This is a genomic window from Microbacterium pratiae (assembly GCF_047302165.1).
GTDB lineage: Bacteria > Actinomycetota > Actinomycetes > Actinomycetales > Microbacteriaceae > Microbacterium.
The window spans coordinates 1,863,265-1,883,344 of record NZ_CP154843.1 but is presented as its reverse complement, the minus strand read 5'-3'; the positions used below and the strand labels follow the sequence as shown (position 1 = coordinate 1,883,344).

At 69.3% G+C, this 20,080-nt stretch carries 20 protein-coding genes; 3 read left to right on the top strand and 17 right to left on the bottom strand.

The annotated features are described in order from the left end of the window. Positions 1 to 95: 95 nt before the first annotated feature. Both erpA and AA0Y20_RS08815 read right to left on the bottom strand, forming a co-directional pair. Positions 96 to 455, bottom strand: coding sequence for an iron-sulfur cluster insertion protein ErpA (gene erpA, locus AA0Y20_RS08820; protein WP_023951519.1), 360 nt, complete (start codon positions 453 to 455; stop codon positions 96 to 98). Between the two features lie 98 nt (positions 456 to 553). After that, positions 554 to 1,948: a dipeptidase gene (locus AA0Y20_RS08815; RefSeq protein ID WP_412938810.1), complete on the bottom strand. Its 1,395-nt coding sequence runs from the start codon at positions 1,946 to 1,948 to the stop codon at positions 554 to 556. 47 nt (positions 1,949 to 1,995) lie between these two features. Between AA0Y20_RS08815 and AA0Y20_RS08810 the strand changes: the two genes are divergently transcribed. Continuing rightward, complete coding sequence (locus AA0Y20_RS08810; RefSeq protein WP_412938808.1) at positions 1,996 to 2,565, top strand: DUF3043 domain-containing protein; 570 nt, start codon at positions 1,996 to 1,998, stop codon at positions 2,563 to 2,565. On the opposite strand, the gene AA0Y20_RS08805 is transcribed toward AA0Y20_RS08810, so the two are convergent. From AA0Y20_RS08805 to dnaE, 5 genes are read right to left on the bottom strand one after another with little or no spacing between them, the layout of a single operon-like run. Further along, on the bottom strand, positions 2,540 to 3,583 hold the full coding sequence (locus AA0Y20_RS08805) for a quinone-dependent dihydroorotate dehydrogenase (protein WP_412938806.1): 1,044 nt from the start codon (positions 3,581 to 3,583) through the stop codon (positions 2,540 to 2,542). The two genes, AA0Y20_RS08810 and AA0Y20_RS08805, sit on opposite strands and share 26 nt — an antisense overlap. An 11-nt stretch (positions 3,584 to 3,594) precedes the next feature. Next, a complete protein-coding gene (nrdR, locus tag AA0Y20_RS08800) occupies positions 3,595 to 4,077 on the bottom strand; it encodes a transcriptional regulator NrdR (protein ID WP_412938804.1) in 483 nt (160 codons plus the stop codon). 12 nt (positions 4,078 to 4,089) lie between these two features. Then, positions 4,090 to 5,388, bottom strand: coding sequence for a histidinol dehydrogenase (gene hisD, locus AA0Y20_RS08795; RefSeq protein ID WP_412938803.1), 1,299 nt, complete (start codon positions 5,386 to 5,388; stop codon positions 4,090 to 4,092). A gap of 31 nt (positions 5,389 to 5,419) precedes the next feature. Further along, positions 5,420 to 6,706 (bottom strand): hypothetical protein, encoded by a 1,287-nt coding sequence (locus AA0Y20_RS08790; protein ID WP_412938801.1) that lies wholly within the window; start codon positions 6,704 to 6,706, stop codon positions 5,420 to 5,422. Positions 6,707 to 6,755: 49 nt separating this feature from the next. Next, a complete protein-coding gene (gene dnaE / locus AA0Y20_RS08785) occupies positions 6,756 to 10,274 on the bottom strand; it encodes a DNA polymerase III subunit alpha (protein WP_412938799.1) in 3,519 nt (1,172 codons plus the stop codon). Positions 10,275 to 10,321: 47 nt separating this feature from the next. Here dnaE and AA0Y20_RS08780 point away from each other — a divergent pair, with 47 nt between their 5' ends. Beyond that, positions 10,322 to 10,795, top strand: coding sequence for an NUDIX hydrolase (locus AA0Y20_RS08780; protein WP_412938798.1), 474 nt, complete (start codon positions 10,322 to 10,324; stop codon positions 10,793 to 10,795). After that, positions 10,792 to 11,394, top strand: coding sequence for a cyclodeaminase/cyclohydrolase family protein (locus tag AA0Y20_RS08775; RefSeq protein WP_412938796.1), 603 nt, complete (start codon positions 10,792 to 10,794; stop codon positions 11,392 to 11,394). Before AA0Y20_RS08780 ends, AA0Y20_RS08775 begins: the two co-directional genes overlap by 4 nt. Before the next feature lie 33 nt (positions 11,395 to 11,427). Here AA0Y20_RS08775 and AA0Y20_RS08770 read toward each other — a convergent pair whose 3' ends face one another. The 10 genes from AA0Y20_RS08770 to murG all read right to left on the bottom strand — a co-directional run bounded on the left by AA0Y20_RS08770 (position 11,428) and on the right by murG (position 20,080). After that, entirely contained in the window at positions 11,428 to 12,348 is a 921-nt protein-coding gene (locus tag AA0Y20_RS08770; RefSeq protein WP_412938794.1) for an RluA family pseudouridine synthase, read from the bottom strand. Between the two features lies 1 nt (position 12,349). Next, positions 12,350 to 12,928, bottom strand: coding sequence for a signal peptidase II (lspA, locus tag AA0Y20_RS08765; RefSeq protein WP_412938793.1), 579 nt, complete (start codon positions 12,926 to 12,928; stop codon positions 12,350 to 12,352). Between the two features lie 3 nt (positions 12,929 to 12,931). Then, a complete protein-coding gene (locus AA0Y20_RS08760; RefSeq protein ID WP_412938792.1) occupies positions 12,932 to 13,510 on the bottom strand; it encodes a DivIVA domain-containing protein in 579 nt (192 codons plus the stop codon). 121 nt (positions 13,511 to 13,631) lie between these two features. Next, positions 13,632 to 13,934, bottom strand: a complete 303-nt coding sequence (locus tag AA0Y20_RS08755; protein WP_412938790.1) for a YggT family protein — start codon at positions 13,932 to 13,934, stop codon at positions 13,632 to 13,634. 6 nt (positions 13,935 to 13,940) lie between these two features. Next, complete coding sequence (locus AA0Y20_RS08750; RefSeq protein WP_112613960.1) at positions 13,941 to 14,402, bottom strand: cell division protein SepF; 462 nt, start codon at positions 14,400 to 14,402, stop codon at positions 13,941 to 13,943. 31 nt (positions 14,403 to 14,433) lie between these two features. After that, a complete protein-coding gene (locus AA0Y20_RS08745) occupies positions 14,434 to 15,120 on the bottom strand; it encodes a YggS family pyridoxal phosphate-dependent enzyme (RefSeq protein ID WP_412938788.1) in 687 nt (228 codons plus the stop codon). A gap of 12 nt (positions 15,121 to 15,132) precedes the next feature. After that, positions 15,133 to 16,284, bottom strand: coding sequence for a cell division protein FtsZ (gene ftsZ / locus AA0Y20_RS08740; protein ID WP_412938787.1), 1,152 nt, complete (start codon positions 16,282 to 16,284; stop codon positions 15,133 to 15,135). 195 nt (positions 16,285 to 16,479) lie between these two features. After that, on the bottom strand, positions 16,480 to 17,553 hold the full coding sequence (locus AA0Y20_RS08735) for an FtsQ-type POTRA domain-containing protein (protein ID WP_412938785.1): 1,074 nt from the start codon (positions 17,551 to 17,553) through the stop codon (positions 16,480 to 16,482). 3 nt (positions 17,554 to 17,556) lie between these two features. After that, a complete protein-coding gene (gene murC, locus AA0Y20_RS08730; RefSeq protein WP_412938783.1) occupies positions 17,557 to 18,957 on the bottom strand; it encodes a UDP-N-acetylmuramate--L-alanine ligase in 1,401 nt (466 codons plus the stop codon). Positions 18,958 to 19,006: 49 nt separating this feature from the next. Then, positions 19,007 to 20,080: an undecaprenyldiphospho-muramoylpentapeptide beta-N-acetylglucosaminyltransferase gene (gene murG / locus AA0Y20_RS08725; protein ID WP_412938781.1), complete on the bottom strand. Its 1,074-nt coding sequence runs from the start codon at positions 20,078 to 20,080 to the stop codon at positions 19,007 to 19,009.

Here is a 20,080-nt window from a genome sequence, read left to right as displayed (position 1 = left end):
GGACGAATGGTTCGACCTTCAGTCTAGGGCAAGCTTTCACCCTATTCAGGCCATCCACTCAGGATGTCGGAGACGAGGAGTGTCGTGGAGGCGGGTCAGTGGAAGCTGTCGCCGCACGCGCACGAACCCGCCGCGTTGGGGTTGTCGATCGTGAAGCCCTGCTCCGAGATGGTGTCCTTGAAGTCGATCGTGGCGCCGTCGAGGTAGGGCACCGACATGTCGTCGACGATCACCTCGACGCCGTCGAAGTCGACGGCCTTGTCGCCGTCGAGGAACCGCTCGTCGAAGTAGAGCTGATAGATCAGGCCGCTGCAGCCGCCGGGCTGGACGGCGACACGCAGACGCAGGTCGTCGCGGTTCTCCTGCGAGAGGAGGCTCTTCACCTTGAGCGCCGCCTCATCGGTCAGCGAGACGCCGTGGGCACGGACGGTGTCGGACGTGGCGATGTCGGTCATGATTCTCCCGAGGTCTCGGGCCGCAAGACATGCGGCCGGTGCCACGATTCTACGCGTGAGCACCGGCCGCGGGTCGGTCCGAGACGACCTCGTGATCGTCAGAGCGAGGTGGCGTCCAAGCGCTCGAGCAACAGCGCCTCGGAGACGAGGGCATGCCGGAAGGTGTCGAGGTGCAGCGACTCGTTCGGGCTGTGCGCACGCGCATGCGGATCCTCGACGCCGGTGACCAGGATCTGCGCCGCGGGGAACTCGCGGACGAGGTCGGCGATGAACGGGATCGATCCGCCGACGCCGATGTCGACCGGTTCGACGCCGTATCCGTCAGCGAGCGCCGCGCGCGCGTGAGCGACCGCATCGCCTCGGGTGTCGACGAGGAACGGGTTGCCGGTCTCGACGTCCCGGAAGCTCAGCTCGGCTCCGAACGGCGCGTGCGCTCGGAGGTGCGACTCGATGGCGCGGTACGCGTCGTCGGCGGACTGCCCGGGCGCGACGCGCGCGGAGATGACGACTGACACCTCCGGGCTGAGCGTGTTCGACGCGTTGCGAACGGTCGGGGCGTCGATGCCCGTCACCGTGATCGAGGGCTTGTTCCAGATCCGCGAAAGGATCGTCCCCGATCCGATGGGCGAGACGCCCGCGGGGAGACCGGCCTCGGAGCGAAGAGTCTCCTCGGAGTACTCCGGCGTCTCCGCATCTCGTTCGGTCAGGCCCTCGACGGCGACCCCGCCCTCGTCATCCCACAGCGTCGCGAGCAGTTTCACGGTCGCCAGCATGGCGTCGGGGACCGCTCCCCCGAACATGCCCGAATGCGATGCGTGCTCGAGCGTCCGCACCGTCATGGTGAAACGCGCGTTGCCGCGCAGCGACACGGTGAGCGCCGGGGTCGTCGCATCCCAGTTGCCGGAGTCGGCCACGACGATCACGTCGGCGCGCAGAGCGTCGGCGTTGTCGGACAGGAAAGCGGCGAAGGATGCCGAGCCGGCTTCCTCCTCCCCCTCGATGAAGAGGTTGACCCCGAGGTCGAAGTCTTCGCCCGTCGCCTCGACGAGAGCTCTCAGCGCACCGATGTGCGCCATCACGCCCGCCTTGTCGTCCGCAGCGCCGCGACCGTAGAGACGGCCGTCTCGAACGGTCGGTTCGAAGGGCGCGGAGTCCCAGAGCGCTTCATCGCCCACCGGCTGCACGTCGTGGTGCGCGTAGAGGAGGATCGTCGGCCGGCCGTTGCGCGCCGCGCGGGTCGCCAGCACCGCCGGCATCCCCTCTTCGCCCGTCTCCGGCACGGTGGCGGTGGCGACGTCGACGCGATCGAAGATGCCGAGCCCGCGTGCGAGTTCCGCTACCGCTTCGGCGCTGCGCTCGACCTCGGCACGATCGAAGCCGGGGAAGGCGACCGACGGGATCCGCACGAGGGTGCCGAGATCGGCGAGGGCGGCGGGGACGGCGGAGAGGGCGGCGTCGCGCACGGCGACGGACCGAGGAGATTCGGAGGTCATGCGGGTAATCTTAAGAGGCACGTTCGTCGCAGAACCCGAGGATCCCCGTGGCCAAAACTCCCGCTGCCCCCGCTCCGGACGACGCCGACCAGGCGTCGACGGGCGCAGGCAAGAACCGTCCTACTCCCAGCCGCGCCGCCCAGGAGGCGGCTCGCAAGCGCCCGCTGGTGCCCGACACCAAGGAGGCGAAGGCGCGTGCGCGTGCCGAGCTGGCCGAGCGACGCGACAAGGCTCGCATCGGCATGGCCAACGGCGACGAGCGATACCTCCCGATTCGCGACAAGGGGCCGCAGCGTCGCTTCGTCCGCGACTACATCGACGCCGGATGGCACCTGGGCGAGCTCGTGATGGGTGCGATGGTGCTGGTCATCATCGTCACGTTCCTCGGCTCGAACGCGGTCACGTTCTACGCCTTCATCGCCCTCTGGGCCTTCATCCTGCTCGTGATCGCCGACATGGTCATCACCAGCATCCGCGTGAAGAAGGCCGCGCGAGCGAAGTTCGGCGCCGAGCGCATGGAGAAGGGTCTCGGCTGGTACGGCGCGATGCGCTCGATCCAGATGCGCTTCATGCGGCTCCCGAAGCCTCAGGTCAAGCGCGGCCAGCGCCCCGCCTGAGCTCGACCAGCCCGCGATTGATCTGCCGCGCCCACAACGGGCCGCGGTAGATGAACGCGGTGTACCCCTGGACCAGGTCCGCACCTGCTTCGAGCCGCTCCTGGACGTCGACGGCGGTCTCGACTCCCCCGGCAGCGATGACGCAGAACCCCTCGGGAACAGCCGCCCGCACGAGGCGCAGAACCTCCAGTGCGCGCCGACGAAGCGGCGCCCCCGACAGCCCGCCCGCCCCGATGCGCTCGATCTCGGCGTCGTCCGTGAGGAGACCTTCACGAGAGATCGTCGTGTTCGTGGCGATGAGACCGGCCAGGCCGGCATCCACGGCCATGTTCGCGATGGCGGTCACTTCGTCGTCCGTCAGATCGGGCGCGATCTTCACGAGCAGGGGCGTGTCTCCCGCAGCGTCGCGAACGGCCTCGAGCAGCGGGCGGAGCGTCTCGACCGCTTGCAGCCCGCGGAGGCCGGGCGTGTTCGGCGATGAGACGTTGACCACGAGATAGTCGGCCTGCGGCGCGACCAGACGCGTGCTCTCGACATAGTCGGCGGTCGCGTTCTCGACATCGACGACGCGGCTCTTGCCGATGTTCGCGCCGACGACCGCGCGCGTGCTCCCCCGCCGGAGACGCCGGAGACGGGATGCCGCCGCAGCGGCACCGCGGTTGTTGAAGCCCATCCGGTTGATGAGCGCACGATCCTGGACCAGCCGGAACAGGCGCGGGCGCGGGTTCCCCTCCTGCGGCACGGCCGTGACGGTGCCCACCTCGACATGCCCGAAACCGAGCGCACCGAGGCCGCGCACCATGACCGCGTTCTTGTCGAATCCGGCCGCGACTCCGAACGGCGAGTCGAAGACGAGTCCGAGGGCCTCGGTGCGGAGCGACGCGTCAGGCCGGGTGAGGGCCCGCGCCATGATCGAGAACGGCGGGACGCCGAGAAGGCGGATGACCGGGACCACCAGGTGGTGCGCGGTCTCCGGCTCCATGCGCGAGAAGACGGTGCGGAAGATGAACGGATACATCGCCGTCCAGCCTAGAGCGAGCCCGCGTCCTCCGCTGTCCGTGCACCGATGTGATCTGCACGGAGCTGCTCGATCGCGGCCTCGAAGTCCTCGAGGGTGTCGAACGCCTGGTAGACACTCGCGAATCGGAGGTACGCGATCTCGTCGAGATTGCGGAGCGGCCCGAGGATGGCGAGGCCGATCTCGTTCGTGTCGATCTGCGAGGAACCGGTCTGGCGCACGGATTCCTCGACCGCCTGCGCGAGAACTGCGAGATCGGCTTCCGTCACCGGCCTGCCCTGGCACGCTTTGCGCACGCCGGACATCACCTTCTCGCGACTGAAGGGCTCGATGACGCCCGAGCGCTTGATGACGTTGAGACTGGCCGTCTCGATCGTCGAGAAACGCCCGCCGCACTTCGGGCACTGGCGCCGACGGCGAATGCTCAGGCCGTCATCGCTCGTGCGGGAGTCGATGACGCGGGAATCGGGATTGCGGCAGAAAGGGCAATGCATGACGAGCCCAGATTACGCGTCGAAACGCGCAGACACGGCCTCGCCGTGCGCGGGAAGCTGCTCCGAGTCGGACAGGGCGAGGATGCCGTCGTGCACGGCACGCAGGGCTTCCCGGTCGTAGGAGATGACCTGCTGCGAACGCAGGAAGGTCGCTGCCCCCAGCCCGGCGGCGTAGCGGGCCTGCCCTCCGGTCGGCAGCACGTGGTTGCTGCCGGCGAGGTAGTCGCCGAGACTCACCGGCGTGTGCGAGCCGACGAACACCGCACCCGCGTTGACGTAGTCGTCGGGTCGCGGATCGCTCAGGTGCAGCTCGAGGTGCTCGGGGGCGTAGGCGTTCGAGAACGCGGCCGCAGCGGGGATGTCGTCAACCAGGACGATCGCGGACTGCGGACCGTCCAGAGCCACGGCGACCCGCTCGGCGTGCCGGGTCGCCCGTGCGCGGGCGGAGACCCGCTCCGCAACGGCGTTCGCGAGGTCGGTGGAGTCGGTCACGAGGACGGCGGCGGCCTGTTCGTCGTGCTCGGCCTGGCTGACCAGATCAGCGGCCACGAGGTCGGCATCGGCATCCGCGTCGGCGACGATGAGGATCTCGGTCGCACCGGCCTCCGAGTCGGTGCCGACCACACCCGCCACGACGCGCTTGGCGAGGGCGACGAAGTTGTTGCCCGGACCGGAGATGACGTCGACGGGGTCGAGCTCGAGCGAATCGACGCCGTAGGCGAATGCTCCGATCGCGCCGGCGCCTCCCATCGCGTAGACCTCGGAGACGCCGAGCAGCCGCGCAGCCGCGAGGATCACGGGGTGGACGCGCCCGCCGTGGTCGCGCTGCGGAGGCGACGCGAGAGCGACCGTCGCGACACCGGCGACCTGTGCCGGCACCACGTTCATCACGACGCTCGACGGGTACACCGCTTTTCCGCCCGGGACGTAGACACCCACCCGGCGCACGGGGCGCCAGCGCTGCTCGACGCGAGCGCCCGGACCGAGCTCGGTGACGCGGTCCGGCGGGACCTGTGCGGCAGAGGCCAGTCGCACGCGGCGGATCGATTCCTCGATCGCAGCCCGCACGGCCGGCGAGATACCCGCCAAAGCCTCTTCGAGGTGCTCAGCCGGAACCCGCACGGCGTGATCCTCGACCCCGTCGAACCGAGCCGCCTGCTCACGGAGTGAGGCCTCCCCGCGAGCGGCGACATCATGCACGATCTCAGCTGCCGTGGCCAGGGCGAGCCCGCGGGCCGCTTCGGCCCGAGGGACGGCGGCGAGCAACTCGGCGGGCGTCAGACGGCGGCCGCGAAGATCGATGGTGCGCATCGTTCCAGGCTAGCGCGCGCCCGCGACGGACTCAGCCGCGTGTGACGTCGCTCGTGTCATGGAGGTAGCCGACGCGACCGTCCTCGTGGCGGACCACGAACACCTCGCCGCGGTCCTCGATGACGAGAGCCCACGCCGTCGGCCCGATACGGAACAGCGGCGATCCCATCTCGTCGAGGACGTCGCGCTCATCCGGAGCGAGTGCCCAGAACGCCTGAGGCGCGGCAATCGGCTCGATGACGGTCGTCGCCCCCGTGTCGAAGGGCTCCGCAGCGTCTGCGGGCGCCGACTCTGCCGGAACCGCCGAGGCGGGAGTCGCCGGCTGGACGGCGCCGCCGACCGGAGCGGCGTACCCGAAGTACTCGGGGCTGCCGCCAGCAGCTGCATACGGCGTGCTGTGGGACGGGGCTCCGTGCGCGGGGGCCGGTCGGGCCGACGCGGGCCGAGCCACGACGGGACGCGTCGCGCGGGCCACGCGGTGGGCGGGCGTCTCGGGCCGGTGCGCGAAGTCGTCGCCGAGAACCGGAAGGTGCGGCGCGACGACGGTGAGCACGACGCCGGCCAGAGCGAGGATCGCCTCGACCCAGACCACCCAGCTCGCCAAGAAGACACCGGACTGTGCGAGCCCCGCGAACGAGCTCCAGATGATGCCGAGCCAGACCGTGGCGGAGACCGAGAAGGCGACCGACGCGAACTGGTCGATCCCGAGCGACCCGACCCGTCGGATGCCCTGAGGCGAGAACCGGCGCAGGAGCACCAGGAAGACCGCGACGGTGGGCACGCCGATCGTGAGGATCCAGTCGATCCCCGCACCCCACACCGACACGCCGGCACCGAATCGGCCGTACACCGGGAAGAACGAGCAGATGAACGCCACAGCCCAGACGCCGGCGAGGGCGACCTCGCGGATCGACAGCGGACCGACCCCGTACTGCGGTGGGGTGTCCCCGGCGGAGCCTGTGACCGGCTGCGCGCCGCGCTCGTCGCCGAAGGCACCCGCCTCGGCGGTGTGAGAGGCGTCACCCGCGGGGACTTCCTCGGGCGCGGCGTAGGCGCCCGAGGCGTCGTCGGAGCGCGTCTCGTCGGACCGCGTCTCGTCCGCTTCCCCGCTGTCGACGGGGCGGTCCACGGTGGGTGTCGCCTCGCCCGGCTCGTCGGCCGCGACCGGCTCCACCGTCGACTCGTCGATCACGACGGCTGCATCGGGCGCAGGCGCGAACGGGTCGGAAGCCGCGTCGGTCGATGAACCGACGAACTCGTCGACGGTTTCCGTCTCGGGACGCCCCTCGTTGGAGCGGCTGTTCTTCTCGTCGGTCACGATGTTCCCTTCGTCGCGGCGGTTGCGCTGCGGTGGAATCCTACCCGGCTCACCCCAGACACTGAGGTCCGAGAAGTCCCTTGAGCTCGCCGTACAGGTCGGGGGTGACGCGTACCGGATGCGGCACCTCGAACACCTTCGCCGTGCCCGCGCGGTGGAGCTTCAACGAGACCTCGGTCTCGCCGCTGTGCCGCCGGAGCACGGCCGCAAGCTCACCGATCGTCGACTCCGTGGCGCGCTGCTCGGGGAGCAGCAGCACGAGCGGCCCGGACGCATCGAACGAACCGAGGTCGGGCGAGAAGGCCGACTGCCCGTGGAGGTTCAGCCCGTCGTCGCGTCGCGACACCCGGCCGCGGACGACCAGAATCGAGTCGGCGACCAGCATGCTCTGGAACTCCGTATAGGTCTTTCCCATGAACATCACGGTCACCTCACCGTCGAAATCCTCGACGGTGATCATGCCGTAGGGGTTGCCGCTCTGCTTCGCCACCCGATGCTGGACGCTCGTGACGAGGCCGGCGACGGTGACCTGATCGCCGTCCTGGACGTCTTCGGATGCCAGCAGGTCGTGGATCGAGGTCGAGGCGTGCTTGGCCAACGGGATCTCGAGTCCGGCCAGCGGGTGGTCGGACACGTAGAGCCCGAGCATCTCGCGCTCGAAGGCCAGCTTGTCCTTCTTCGTCCACTCGGGCCGCTCGGGCACCTTGGCCGGCATGACCTCTTCGGCCTCGTCGTACAGGCTGTCGAAATCGAATCCGATGGCACCGGTGGCAGCCTTGCGCTTGGCGTCGACCGCGGCTTCGACGGCATCCTCGTGGATCTCCATGAGCGCGCGGCGGGTCGAGCCCATCGTGTCGAAGGCACCGGCCTTGATGAGGGACTCGACGGTCCGTTTGTTCGCGACGTGCAGCGGGACCTTCGTCAGGAAGTCGTGGAAGCTGACGTAATTGTCGTCGGCCCGCGCGGTGATGATGCCGTCGACGACGTTCGCGCCGACGTTGCGCACCGCGCCCAGACCGAATCGGATGTCTTCACCGACGGCCGCGAAGTACCGGATCGACTCGCCGACGTCGGGCGGCAGCACCTTGATGCCCATTCGGCGGCACTCGTTCAGGTAGACCGCCATCTTGTCCTTCGAGTCGCCGACGCTCGTGAGGAGGGCGGCCATGTACTCGGCGGGATAGTGCGCCTTGAGGTAGGCCGTCCAGTAGGAGACAAGGCCGTATGCCGCGGAGTGCGCCTTGTTGAAGGCGTAGTCGGAGAACGGGAGCAGGATGTCCCAGAGGGCCTGGATGGCCGCCTCGCCGAAGCCCCGCTCCTTCATGCCTCCCGAGAAGCCCTCGTACTGCTTGTCGAGCTCGGACTTCTTCTTCTTGCCCATGGCACGACGGAGGATGTCTGCCTGACCGAGCGAGAAGCCGGCGACCTTCTGGGCGATGGCCATGACCTGCTCCTGATAGATGATCAGGCCGTAGGTCGTGTCGAGGATGTCGCGCAGGGGCTCTTCGAGCTCGGGGTGGATCGGCGTGATCGGCTGCAGGCCGTTCTTGCGGAGCGCGTAGTTCGTGTGGGAGTTGGCGCCCATGGGACCGGGGCGATACAGGGCGATGACAGCCGAGATGTCCTCGAAGTTGTCGGGCTTCATCAGCCTCAGGAGCGAACGCATCGGCCCGCCGTCGAGCTGGAACACCCCGAGCGTGTCACCGCGGGTGAGGAGGTCGTAGGCCGGACGGTCGTCGAGCTCGAGATGTTCGAGGTCGAGCTCCTCGCCCCGGTTCATCCGGATGTTGTCGAGCGCATCCGAGATGATCGTGAGGTTTCGCAGCCCCAGGAAGTCCATCTTGATGAGCCCGAGCGTCTCGCAGGACGGGTAGTCGAACTGCGTGACGATCTGGCCGTCCTGCTCGCGGCGCATGATCGGGATGATGTCGAGGAGCGGTTCGGACGACATGATGACGCCGGCCGCGTGCACGCCCCACTGCCGCTTCAGCCCCTCGAGGCCCAACGCGCGATCGAAGACCGTCTTCGCCTCGGGATCGGTGTCGATGAGGGCACGGAACTCGCTGGCCTCTTTGAACCGCGGGTGCTCCTTGTTGAACATGCCGTCGAGCGGCATGTCCTTGCCCATCACCGCCGGCGGCATCGCCTTGGTGAGCTTCTCGCCCATGCTGAAGGGGAAGCCCAGCACGCGCCCGGCATCCTTCAGCGCCTGCTTCGACTTGATGGTTCCGTACGTGACGATCTGCGCGACGCGCTCGGAGCCGTACTTCTCGGTCACGTACTCGATGACCTCGCCGCGGCGACGGTCGTCGAAGTCGACGTCGAAGTCGGGCATGCTGACGCGGTCGGGGTTGAGGAACCGCTCGAAGATCAGGCCGTGCTCGAGGGGGTCGAGGTCGGTGATGCGCATCGCGTACGCCACCATCGATCCCGCGCCCGAGCCACGTCCGGGACCGACGCGGATGCCGTTGTCCTTCGCCCAGTTGATGAAGTCGGCGACGACGAGGAAGTAGCCCGGGAAGCCCATCTGGAGGATGATGCCGGTCTCGTACTCCGCCTGCTTGCGGACCTTGTCGGGGATGCCGCCCGGGTAGCGGTAGTGCAGGCCCGCCTCGACCTCTTTGACGAGCCAGCTGTCTTCGGTCTCGCCGTGCGGAACGGGGAACCGCGGCATGTAGTTGGCCGAGGTGTTGAACTCGACCTCGCACCGCTCGGCGATGAGCAGCGTGTTGTCGCACGCCTCGGGATGGTCACGGAAGAGCTGGCGCATCTCCTGGGCGGTCTTGATGTAGTAGCCGTCGCCGTCGAACTTGAAGCGGTTCGGATCGTCGAGCGTCGAGCCGGACTGCACGCAGAGCAGCGCCGCGTGGGCGTCGGCCTCGTGCTGATGCGTGTAGTGCGAGTCGTTGGTGGCGACGAGCGGGATGTCGAGGTCTTTCGCGAGTCGCAGCAGATCGGTCATCACCCGGCGCTCGATCGACAGGCCGTGATCCATGATCTCGGCGAAGTAGTTCTCCTTGCCGAAGATGTCCTGGAACTCGGCCGCCGCCGCACGAGCGGCGTCGTACTGCCCGAGGCGAAGTCGTGTCTGCACCTCGCCGGAGGGGCATCCGGTCGTCGCGATGAGCCCCTTGCCGTAGGTCTGCAGCAGCTCGCGGTCCATCCGGGGCTTGAAGTAGTAGCCCTCCATGCTCGACCGCGAGCTCAACCGGAACAGGTTGTGCATGCCCTCGGTGCTCTGGCTCCACATCGTCATGTGGGTGTACGCGCCAGAACCCGACACGTCGTCGCTCTTCTGCTCGGGCGACCCCCACGCCACGCGCGACTTGTCGCTGCGATGAGTGCCGGGCGTGACGTAGGCCTCGAGCCCGATGATCGGCTTGACGCCTGCGGCCTGCGCGGCCCGATAGAACTCGAAGGCCGCGAACGTGTTGCCGTGGTCGGTCACCGCGATCGCCGGCATGCCGTACTCGGCCGCCGCCTGAGTCATGGCCGCGATCTTGGCTGCACCGTCGAGCATCGAGTACTCGCTGTGCACGTGCAGATGAACGAAGGAGTCGGATGCCACCAGACGAGTCTACGTTCGGCCCCGGACACCAGTCCTAGGCTGGGCCCATGGCCACTCCCGACTTCGTCCTCGATCTGCGCGAGAAGATCGGCACCGCGCCGTTGCCGCTCGTGGGGGTCACCGCCGTGGTGTTCCGAGATGAGAAGGTGCTCCTGGGCAAGCGAGCCGACAACGGCAACTGGCAGCCGGTCTCGGGCATCGTCGACCCCGGCGAGGAGCCCGCCGACGCCGCCGTCCGCGAATGCCTCGAAGAGGCGGGTGTCGTCGTCCGCGCGGAGCGCCTGGCGCTCGTCCACCAGATCCCCCGCATCGTGTACGCCAACGGCGACCAGGTCGACTACCTCGACCTGGTGTTCCGCTGCTCCTGGGTGTCGGGTGATCCGCACCCCGCCGACGGCGAGCTGACAAAGGTCGGGTTCTACGACCTCGGGCAGATGATCGACGTCGCGCCGGAGCACGTTCGCAAGATCGCCCTCGCCGTCGCCGAGGACGATCCGGCGACCTTCCGAGGCGGCCGGTGAGTTCCCGCGTCGCCCTGGGCGACCTGCTCGAGGCTCTCGCACGAGACCAGGGCGACCCGGGCGGCGGGGCCGCCAGCGGCGTCATCACAGCCGTCGCCGCAGCGATCGCCCAGATGGTCAGCCGCTACAGCTCCGCAGAACCCGCCGCGGCCGGCATCGACGATCGACTCGCACGCCTGCGCGATGCGGCCGTCGCCGCGGCTGACGAGGACGGGCGGGCGTCGGGAGCTCTCGGCGTCGCCCTGCGATCGGCGCCCGACGAGGACGACGTCGAGCGCGACCGACGCGTCGTGGGCGCGGCCACCCGCGCGGTCGAGACCTCCGCGGCACTCGGTGACATCGCCCTGGGGGTGTGGACCGAAATAGGCCTCATCGCCGACATCGGCAACCGTCACCTCATGTCGGATGTCGCCGTCGCGGCCGACGCCGTCGCCGCGGGACTCGGCGGCGCCGCGACGAACCTGACCGGCGGACTGGCTCTGATCGGCGCCCACGGCGATCCCGGGCCCGCCGACACCGCGCGCCGCGCTCTGCGCGACCGGCTGGTCGCGGCGCGGCGGGATGCACGCGCCCTGGCCGACCGGCTCGGCGAGGGCTGACCGGGCCACGACTCGCGCGGGAGAGGCGACGCGTCAGTCGCCGCTCAGCACCTCGAGCGCGCGCGCGAGGTCGGGTGCGTACGGCGAAGCGAAGGTCGACCACTCCCCCGTGACCGGGTGCTCGAAGGCGAGCCGGTGGGCGTGCAGCCACTGACGGGTCAGCCCGAGCCGCGCGGACAGCGTCGGGTCGGCCCCGTACAGCGGATCCCCGACGCAGGGATGCCGATGCGCGGCCATGTGCACGCGGATCTGGTGCGTGCGCCCGGTCTCGAGATGGATCTCGAGCAGCGACGCGCCCGGAAACGCCTCGAGGGTCTCGTAGTGAGTGACCGAGTCCTTGCCCGCCGGTGTGACAGCGAACTTCCACGAGTGCGACGGGTGGCGCCCGATGGGGGCGTCGATCGTTCCCGCGAGCGGGTCGGGATGGCCCTGCACCACGGCGTGATAGATCTTCTCGACCTCGCGCTCCTTGAACACACGCTTGAGTGCGACATAGGCCCGTTCGCTCTTCGCGACGACCATGAGTCCGCTCGTTCCCACATCGAGTCGGTGCACGACGCCTTGGCGTTCCGCGGCTCCCGTCGTCGCGATGCGATAGCCCGCTGCGGCCAACGCGCCGAGGACCGTCGGCCCCTCCCATCCGAGGGAGGGGTGCGCGGCGACGCCCGCCGGCTTGTCGACGACCACGATGTCGTCATCGTCGTGAACGATGCCGAGGTCGGGGACGGCGACAGGCACGATCTGCGCCTCGGCGCGCTCCTGCCAGAAGACGTCGAGCCAGGCACCCGCGACGAGCTTGTCCGATTTGGCGAGCGTGCGCCCGTCGAGCGTCACACCTCCCGCAGACGCGACCTCCGCCGCGAACGTCCGTGAGAAGCCGAGCAGCTTGGCCAGCGCGGCGTCGACGCGGACGCCGTCGAGACCGTCGGGAACCGGAAGTGCGCGCTGCGGCATCTCAGCCGTCCGTCGGGGCCGCCGGCGCGGCTTCCACCGACTCGTCGGCGTTGCGTCGCTCTCGCGAGCCGTCGAATCGGATGCCGATGACAACGAGCACGGCGACGGAGATCATCATCGTCACGATGAACATGTCAGCGACGTTGTAGATCGCCGACGGGAACCACAGCCACATCCAGGGAGTGTGGATGAAGTCGATGACGTGCCCCACGAGGAAGCCGGGCTCGCGCAGCAAGCGGTCGGTGAGGTTTCCGAGCACGCCGCCCAGGAGGAGTCCGAGGACGATGGCCCACGACTTCGTCCGGACGCTGCGGACGGCGAGCACGATCACGACGACGGCCACGGCCGCGAGGGCCAGTGTGAAGAGCCACGTCACTCCGGTGCCCAGCGAGAACGCGGCGCCGGGGTTCTTCGTCAGATAGAGCTGGAAGAAATCGCCCAGCACCGGAACCTCGCGCTGGTACGGCAGGTTCTCGAGGGCGAGATACTTCGTGAACTGGTCGGCGGCCAGCACCACTGCCGCGAGAATCGCGACGAGGGCACCGGCCGCCGGACCGTTCAGACGCTTGCGCGACGCCAAGGATTACGCGCCGGCCGAGACGCCGGTCGTGTCGAGGTCGCGGAGCTTGCTCTCGATGAAACCGCGGAGCTGACCGCGGTAGTCCTTCTCGAACTGCTGCAGCTCGGAGATGCGGCCCTCGAGCGACACGCGCTCGGCCTCGAGACGTGCGACCTCGTCGCGACCGCGAGCCTCTGCCTCGGAGATGATCGATGCAGCCTGGGCCTGCGCATCGGAGATGAGCTTGTCGCGCTGGGCCTTGCCCTCCGCGACGTGCTCGTCGTGCAGGCGCTGGGCCAGCTCGATGATGCCGGCGGACGCGGCGGCCGGCGCCATGTCAGCGGCGGGTGCGGGCTGTTCGACGGCGGCGACCGGAGCGGGCACGTCCTCGACGACGGCGTCGTCGGATGCGGCCGGCGCGGGGGTCTCACCCGACTCGTAGGCTGCGAGCTTCGCCTTGAGCTCGTCGTTCTCGGCGATCGTCTTGCGCCATTCCACGACGATCTCGTCGAGGAAGTCGTCGACCTCGTCGGGGTCGAATCCTTCCTTGAAACGCACGTGCTGGAACTGCTTGGTGACGACGTCTTCAGGGGTCAAAGCCATGGTGTTGTCCTCTTTCAGGGCTCACGACGCGGGCCGGTCAGCCGGCACCCGCCGCAGCGGGCCGTACCCACCCAGCATAGTCCGACGCCTTCGCGGCCGCGACGATCCCGCCGCGAGCGCCTCAGACGAAGGCGATCACGCGCGTGATCGACAGCAGGATGAAGCACGCCAGCATGGTGAGCGGGAATGCCAGATCGATTGCGATCATGCCGAGTCTGATCGGAGGGATGACCCGGCGGAGTGTCTTTATCGGTGGGTCCGTGATCGTGTACACGACCTCGGCGAGCACGAGAGTAAATCCTCGCGGGCGCCACTCCCGATTGAACAGGGGGATGTACTCCAGGATCAGTCTGACGAACAGAACGAGGATGTACAGCAGGAGTGCGAAGTAGACGAGTGCGGCGATCAGCCGTACGACATCCACGTCAGGTCACTGCGCGAACGGCGCCGCCTCAGGCTCAGCCTGAGCCACAGCGCCGTCGCCGGAGACGGCGATGTTCTCGGGTGAGAGCAGGAACACCTTGCTCGTCACGCGCTCGATGCGGCCGTACAGACCGAGGGACAGACCGCTCGCGAAGTCGATGAGGCGTCGCGCATCGGCATCGCTCATCTGCGAGAGGTTGATGATCACCGGCACGCCCTCGCGGAAGTTCTCGGCGATGACCTGCGCGTCACGGTACTGCTTGGGGTGGACGGTCAGGATCTCGCTGACGGTGCCGGTGGTGGGCTGCCGAACGACCGCCGGACGGTGAAGCGGCGTCACCGGCGCAGCCGGCTTCTCGACGGGCTTGTCACGACGGGCCTGCTGCTGCTCGGCCTGCGGCTCTTCGTACATTTCTTCCTCATCTGCGAGGCCCAGGTAAACCATGGTCTTCTTCAGCGGGTTCGACATCGCATCCTCCGTTTGCTCGTCTGTTCCGAGGCTATCCGCGGTCCGGGCGCGGTCCCGTGATTGCCGATCCGATCCGCAGGTGTGTCGCACCGGCGGAGATCGCTTCGACGAAATCGCCGGTCATGCCGGCGGAGATCCAGGTCGCGTCGGGCGCGACGGAGCGCAGGACGTCGGACGTCTGCGCAAGGCGGGCGAAGGCCGATGCAGGCTCTTCGCCGAGCGGGGCGACGGCCATGACGCCGCGGACGCGCAAGCTCGGGCAGTGCTCCACGACGTGCGCTGCCAGAGCCTCGACACCGGTCGGCGCGACGCCACCGCGACCGAGGTCATCGGTCAGGTTCACCTGGACGAGCACGTCGAGCGGCTCGCCCTCGGGATCCGCACTGTGGAGCGCGTCCGCGATCCGCGAGCGATCGACCGAGTGGACGACATCCGCCGCCGCTCGCACCGCGCGCGCCTTGTTCGTCTGCGCCTGGCCGATGAAATGCCAGCGCATGCCCTCGAGCCCGGAGAGGTCGGCGCGCTTGGCGCTGAGCTCCTGCTGCCGGTTCTCCCCCACGTCGCGCACGCCGAGGGCGTGGAGCTGTTCGATCAGCGCGGGCGGGTGGAACTTCGTCACGACGATCCGCGTCACGTCGGCCGGGGCGCGACCCGACGCCCGCATCGCAGCGGCGATGCGGGCGTCGACGTCGGCGAGCCGTTCGGCCAGATCCGGCATGGGGCGATCGGCCTACTTCAGGAAGTCGGGGATGTCGAGGTCATCGTCGCCGAAGACCGAGTCGTACGACTCGCTCTTGGCCGAGACCGGCACCGTCTCCTTCGTCTCGCGACGCTCGACCGGCTCGGATGCCGCAGCCTCCTCGGCCGGGATCTCGGGAAGCACCGGCGGTGCGGACGGCCGCGCAGCCGCGATGGGCTCGATGCGGGTCTGCGGCTCGCCGCCGTCGAAGCCTGCCGCGATGACGGTCACGCGGACCTCGTCGCCGAGGGTGTCGTCGATGACCGTGCCGAAGATGATGTTCGCCTCGGGGTGGGCGGCCTCCTTGACGAGCTGGGCCGCGTCGTTGATCTCGAAGATGCCGAGGTTCGATCCACCCTGGATCGAGAGCAGGACACCGTGGGCGCCCTCGATCGATGCTTCGAGAAGCGGCGACTCGACAGCGAGCTCGGCGGCCTTGATCGCACGGTCGGCACCACGTGCCGAACCGATGCCCATCAGGGCGGAGCCCGCGCCCTGCATGACCGACTTCACGTCGGCGAAGTCGAGGTTGATCAGACCGGGGGTGGTGATGAGGTCGGTGATGCCCTGGACACCCGCGAGGAGCACCTGGTCGGCGGTGGCGAAGGCCTCGACCATCGAGATGCCGCGGTCGCTGATCTCGAGCAGGCGGTCGTTCGGGACGACGATGAGGGTGTCGACCTCTTCCTTCAGCTTCGACACGCCGGACTCGGCCTGGCTCTGCCGACGACGGCCCTCGAAGGAGAAGGGCTTCGTGACGACACCGATCGTCAGTGCGCCGATCGACTTGGCGATGCGCGCGACGACGGGCGCGCCGCCGGTGCCGGTGCCGCCGCCCTCACCCGCGGTGACGAAGACCATGTCGGCACCCGCGAGCGCTTCCTCGATCTCTTCGGCGTGGTCCTCTGCCGCACGACGCCCGACCTCCGGGTCGGCGCCGGCGCCGAGGCCGCGCGTCAGCTCACGGCCGACGTCGAGCTTGACGTCAGCGTCGCTCATGAGGAGCGCCTGCGCGTCGGTGTTCACCGCGATGAACTCGACACCCCGCAGCCCCAGCTCGATCATCCGGTTGACGGCATTGACGCCGCCACCGCCCACACCGACGACCTTGATCACCGCGAGGTAGTTCTGGTTCTGGCTCATGCCGGCCTCCATCTCGTCCCGAACCCTGCTCGTAAACCTTCAACCTCACGTAGAGGTTTAAAGAATTGCCGGGTATGCAATTCCTGAGGTTGAAGCTACGCACTCAGGGGCGCACCCGATGGACGTGTGCGGCGTGTCGCGACATCCCGTGTTTTCACGGGTTCCATCGGGGTCGGACGGCCCCGCCGACCAGCCTCAGCGGACGACGGCTGCCTGCGGCGACGAGACGTCGTAACCCGAGGCGTCTGCGCGCGCGTTCATGAGCGCTTCCAGAGCCTGGACCTTCTTGCCGGAATCCGATGGTCCGCCCCAGACCACCGAGCGTCCGTCGGCGAGCGTGAGGGTGACGTCGTTCGGTGTCGTCGCGGACAGCACGGTCACCTGCGACCGCAGCGAGTCGGGAAGCGAACGGAAGACCTGCCCCGCGGCAGCGAAGGTGCTCGACGACAGGCCGCCCTCGACCTCCAGGAGAGGCTGACCCTCCGGAGGCTCGGGCGTGGTCGAGAGGGCGACCCCGGCGGCGTCGACGAGCGTGTAGCCGGCCTCGCCCTGCACGGCGCCGACCGGCGTCCGCTCGACGATGCGCACCACGAGCTCGTGCGGCGGTCTCGCCTCGAGGCTGTACGACTCCACCAGCGGGAACGAGACGAGCGCGGCCTTCACGGCACTCTCGTCGACGAGAGGCATGGGCGTGCCCAGCTGACCCTCGAGCGCCGTCTCGACAGCGGCCGCATCCAGCTGAGAGGTGCCCACGATCGTGATGCGCTCGACGGCGAACAACGGGCTGTAGGCGGCCCCGATTGAGCCGAGGACGAGGGCGACGAGGACGCTCGCCGAGACGAGCCAGATACGTCTGCGTCGACGCTGACGTGCGGTGAACCGCCGGACCTCGCGCCGAAGCGCACGCCGACGCGCACGCGCGGCACCCCACAGGTCACGCGCCGTCAGCCGCCGGTCGTCGGCTTCGTCGTCGCCCGCGGCTCCCGACGGCGGCGCCGCCGGTTCGGGCCGCGCCGGCGGATCGAACGGGATGATCGGCGCGATGCCGTAGTCGCGACCGCGCTGATGCCACATCTCGTCGACGGGCTGGGTCTCGGTCGCGTCGGGCGATGTGGACGCGACCGAATCTTTCGCGTCCTGGCTGTCGGCGGCGCGTCGCGGCGGGTCGACACGACGGGGCGCGAGCGACGCACGATCCTCCGGGGCGACCCCGCCGTCCTGCCCGCCGGCGGGCCGTGACGCGGGCGGCAGCGGACTCGGGCGGCGCACCGGCTACTGCTCCGTCCGGGCGAGCGCGTCGAGCACCTGAGGGACGATCAGGTTCACGTTGCCGCACCCCAGCGTGACGATGAAGTCGCCGTCGCGTGCGACACCCGCCGTGTAGTCGGCTGCCTCTTGCCAGTCGGCCACGTAGTGCACGTGCTCGGGATCGGCGAACGCGCCGCTCACGAGCTCGCCGGTGACACCGGGGACCGGGTCTTCCCGGGCTCCGTAGACGTCGAGGACGACCGTGTGATCGGCGTGCGTCTCGAGGACATCGGCGAACTCGCGGAACATCTCCTGCGTTCGCGAGTACGTATGCGGCTGGTGGAGGGCGATGATGCGCCCCCCGCCGACGACTGTGCGGGCGGCGGACAGCGCGGCGGCGACTTCGGTCGGGTGATGGGCGTAGTCGTCGTAGACGCTGACGCCGCGGGTCACTCCGTGCAGCTCGAATCGACGCGCCGTGCCGCCGAACCCCTCGACGGCGCGAAGGGCCCGTTCGAGCTCGTACCCGAGGGCGACCAGGACGGCGACCGCGCCCGCGGCGTTCATCGCGTTGTGGGCCCCCGGGACCGACAGTCGTCCGTGCACCGTCTCGTCGCCCGCGGTGAGCGAGAACGACACCGGTCCCTCCGTCACGATGTCGGACAGCCGCACGTCTGCATCGGCGGCTTCGCCGAACGTGATCACGCGCCGGTGCGTCACAGCGGCGGCGACCCGGGCAGCCCCCGCATCGTCTGCCGACACGACGACCGCTTCGCGGGCGCGATCGGCGAACCGGACGAAGCCGTCGTAGAACGCTTCGCGGGTCTCCCAGTGATCCAGGTGATCGGGGTCGACGTTGGTGATCAGCGCGATCGAGGTGTCGTACAGGAGGAAAGTGCCGTCGGACTCGTCGGCCTCGATGACGAAGACGTCGTCGTCGCCGGTGCCGCTGGAGACCCCCAGGTCGGCGATCACGCCGCCGTTGACGAAGGTCGGGCGCGTACCGAGACCGCGCAGCGCCGTCACGATCATGCCGGTCGAGGTCGTCTTGCCGTGTGCGCCCGCCACCGAGACGAGCCGCCGGCCGCCGATCAGCCAGTGCAGCGCCTGCGACCGGTGGATGACGTGCAGCCCGCGCTCCTTGGCGAGGAGGAACTCCGGGTTCTCGGGCCAGATCGCGCCGGTGTGGACGACCGTGTCAGCGTCATCGGGAAGATGGGCGGCATCGTGACCGACGTGGACGTCGGCTCCGCGCGCCGCGAGTGCGCGCATAGCGGGGCTGTCGGCGCGATCCGACCCGGACACACGGATGCCGCGGTCGAGGAACATCCCGGCGAGACCGGACATGCCCGATCCGCCGATGCCGATGAAGTGCGCGGCAGTGATGTCGGCGGGGATCGGGAGGCTCAAGTCGGGTCTGATCATGACCCGTCAAGTCTAGGTCGCCCGGCTGACAGGACCGCCCGCCACGCCCTCAGCGTCGCTGCGCGGCGTCGAGGAGCGCCACGACGTTGGCCGCGCCCTCGCGCGTGCCGACCGAGCCGGCGGCGCGCCGCATCCGTTCGAGCTCCTCGGCGTCGGTCAGCAGCGGCACGATCTCCGAGCGCACGCGCTCGGGCGTGAAGTCGGCGTCGTCGATGATGCGTGCCGCGCCGGCGCGGACCGGTCCCGCCGCGTTCAACGCCTGCTCGCCGTTGCCGACCGCGTAGGGGACGTACACCGCCGGGATGCCGAGCGCGCTGACCTCGCTCACGGTCGCGGCGCCCGAGCGCGAGACCACGACATCGGCGATCGCGAACGCGAGATCCATCCGATCGAGATACGGAACCACCCGGTAGTCCGGCGACGAGGCGTCGGACACCTCGTTGCGCTCGCCCGCGGCGTGCAGCACCTGCCAGCCTGCGGCGACGATGTCGGACCACGATCCCGCCAGCGCTTCGTTGAGCCGACGCGCGCCCAGCGAGCCGCCGAACACGAGGACGACGGGGCGTTCGGGATCGAGTCCGAAGGCGGCGGCGGCCTCGGCCCGGCGCGCCGCCCGGTCGAGATCGACGATCTCGCGGCGGAGCGGCATCCCGACGACCTGCGCGCCGCGCAAGGGGGTGCCCTCGAAGACGATGCCGGTCGCGGCCGCCCTTCGGGCACCGAGCACGTTGGCGAGGCCGGGACGCGCGTTGGCCTCGTGCACGACGTAGGGCACGCCCTCGCGTCGCGCGGCGACGTATGCCGGCGCTGCCGCGTAGCCGCCGAAGCCCGCGACGACGTCGACGCCACGCTCGCGGATGTAGGTCCGGACCTGTGCGACCGCACGCAGCCAACGCGCCGGGAACCGCGCCGCAGCGCCGTTCGGACGCCGCGGGAACGGCACCTTGTCGACGATCAGCAGCTCGTAGCCCCGCTGCGGCACGAGGCGCGACTCGAGCCCTTCGCGTGTTCCGAGCACCAGAACGGTGTCGTCGGAGCGTCGGTCGCGCAGTTCGTCGGCCACGGCGAGCAACGGGTTGACGTGTCCCGCGGTGCCGCCGCCCGCCAGAAGGTAGGTGGTCAC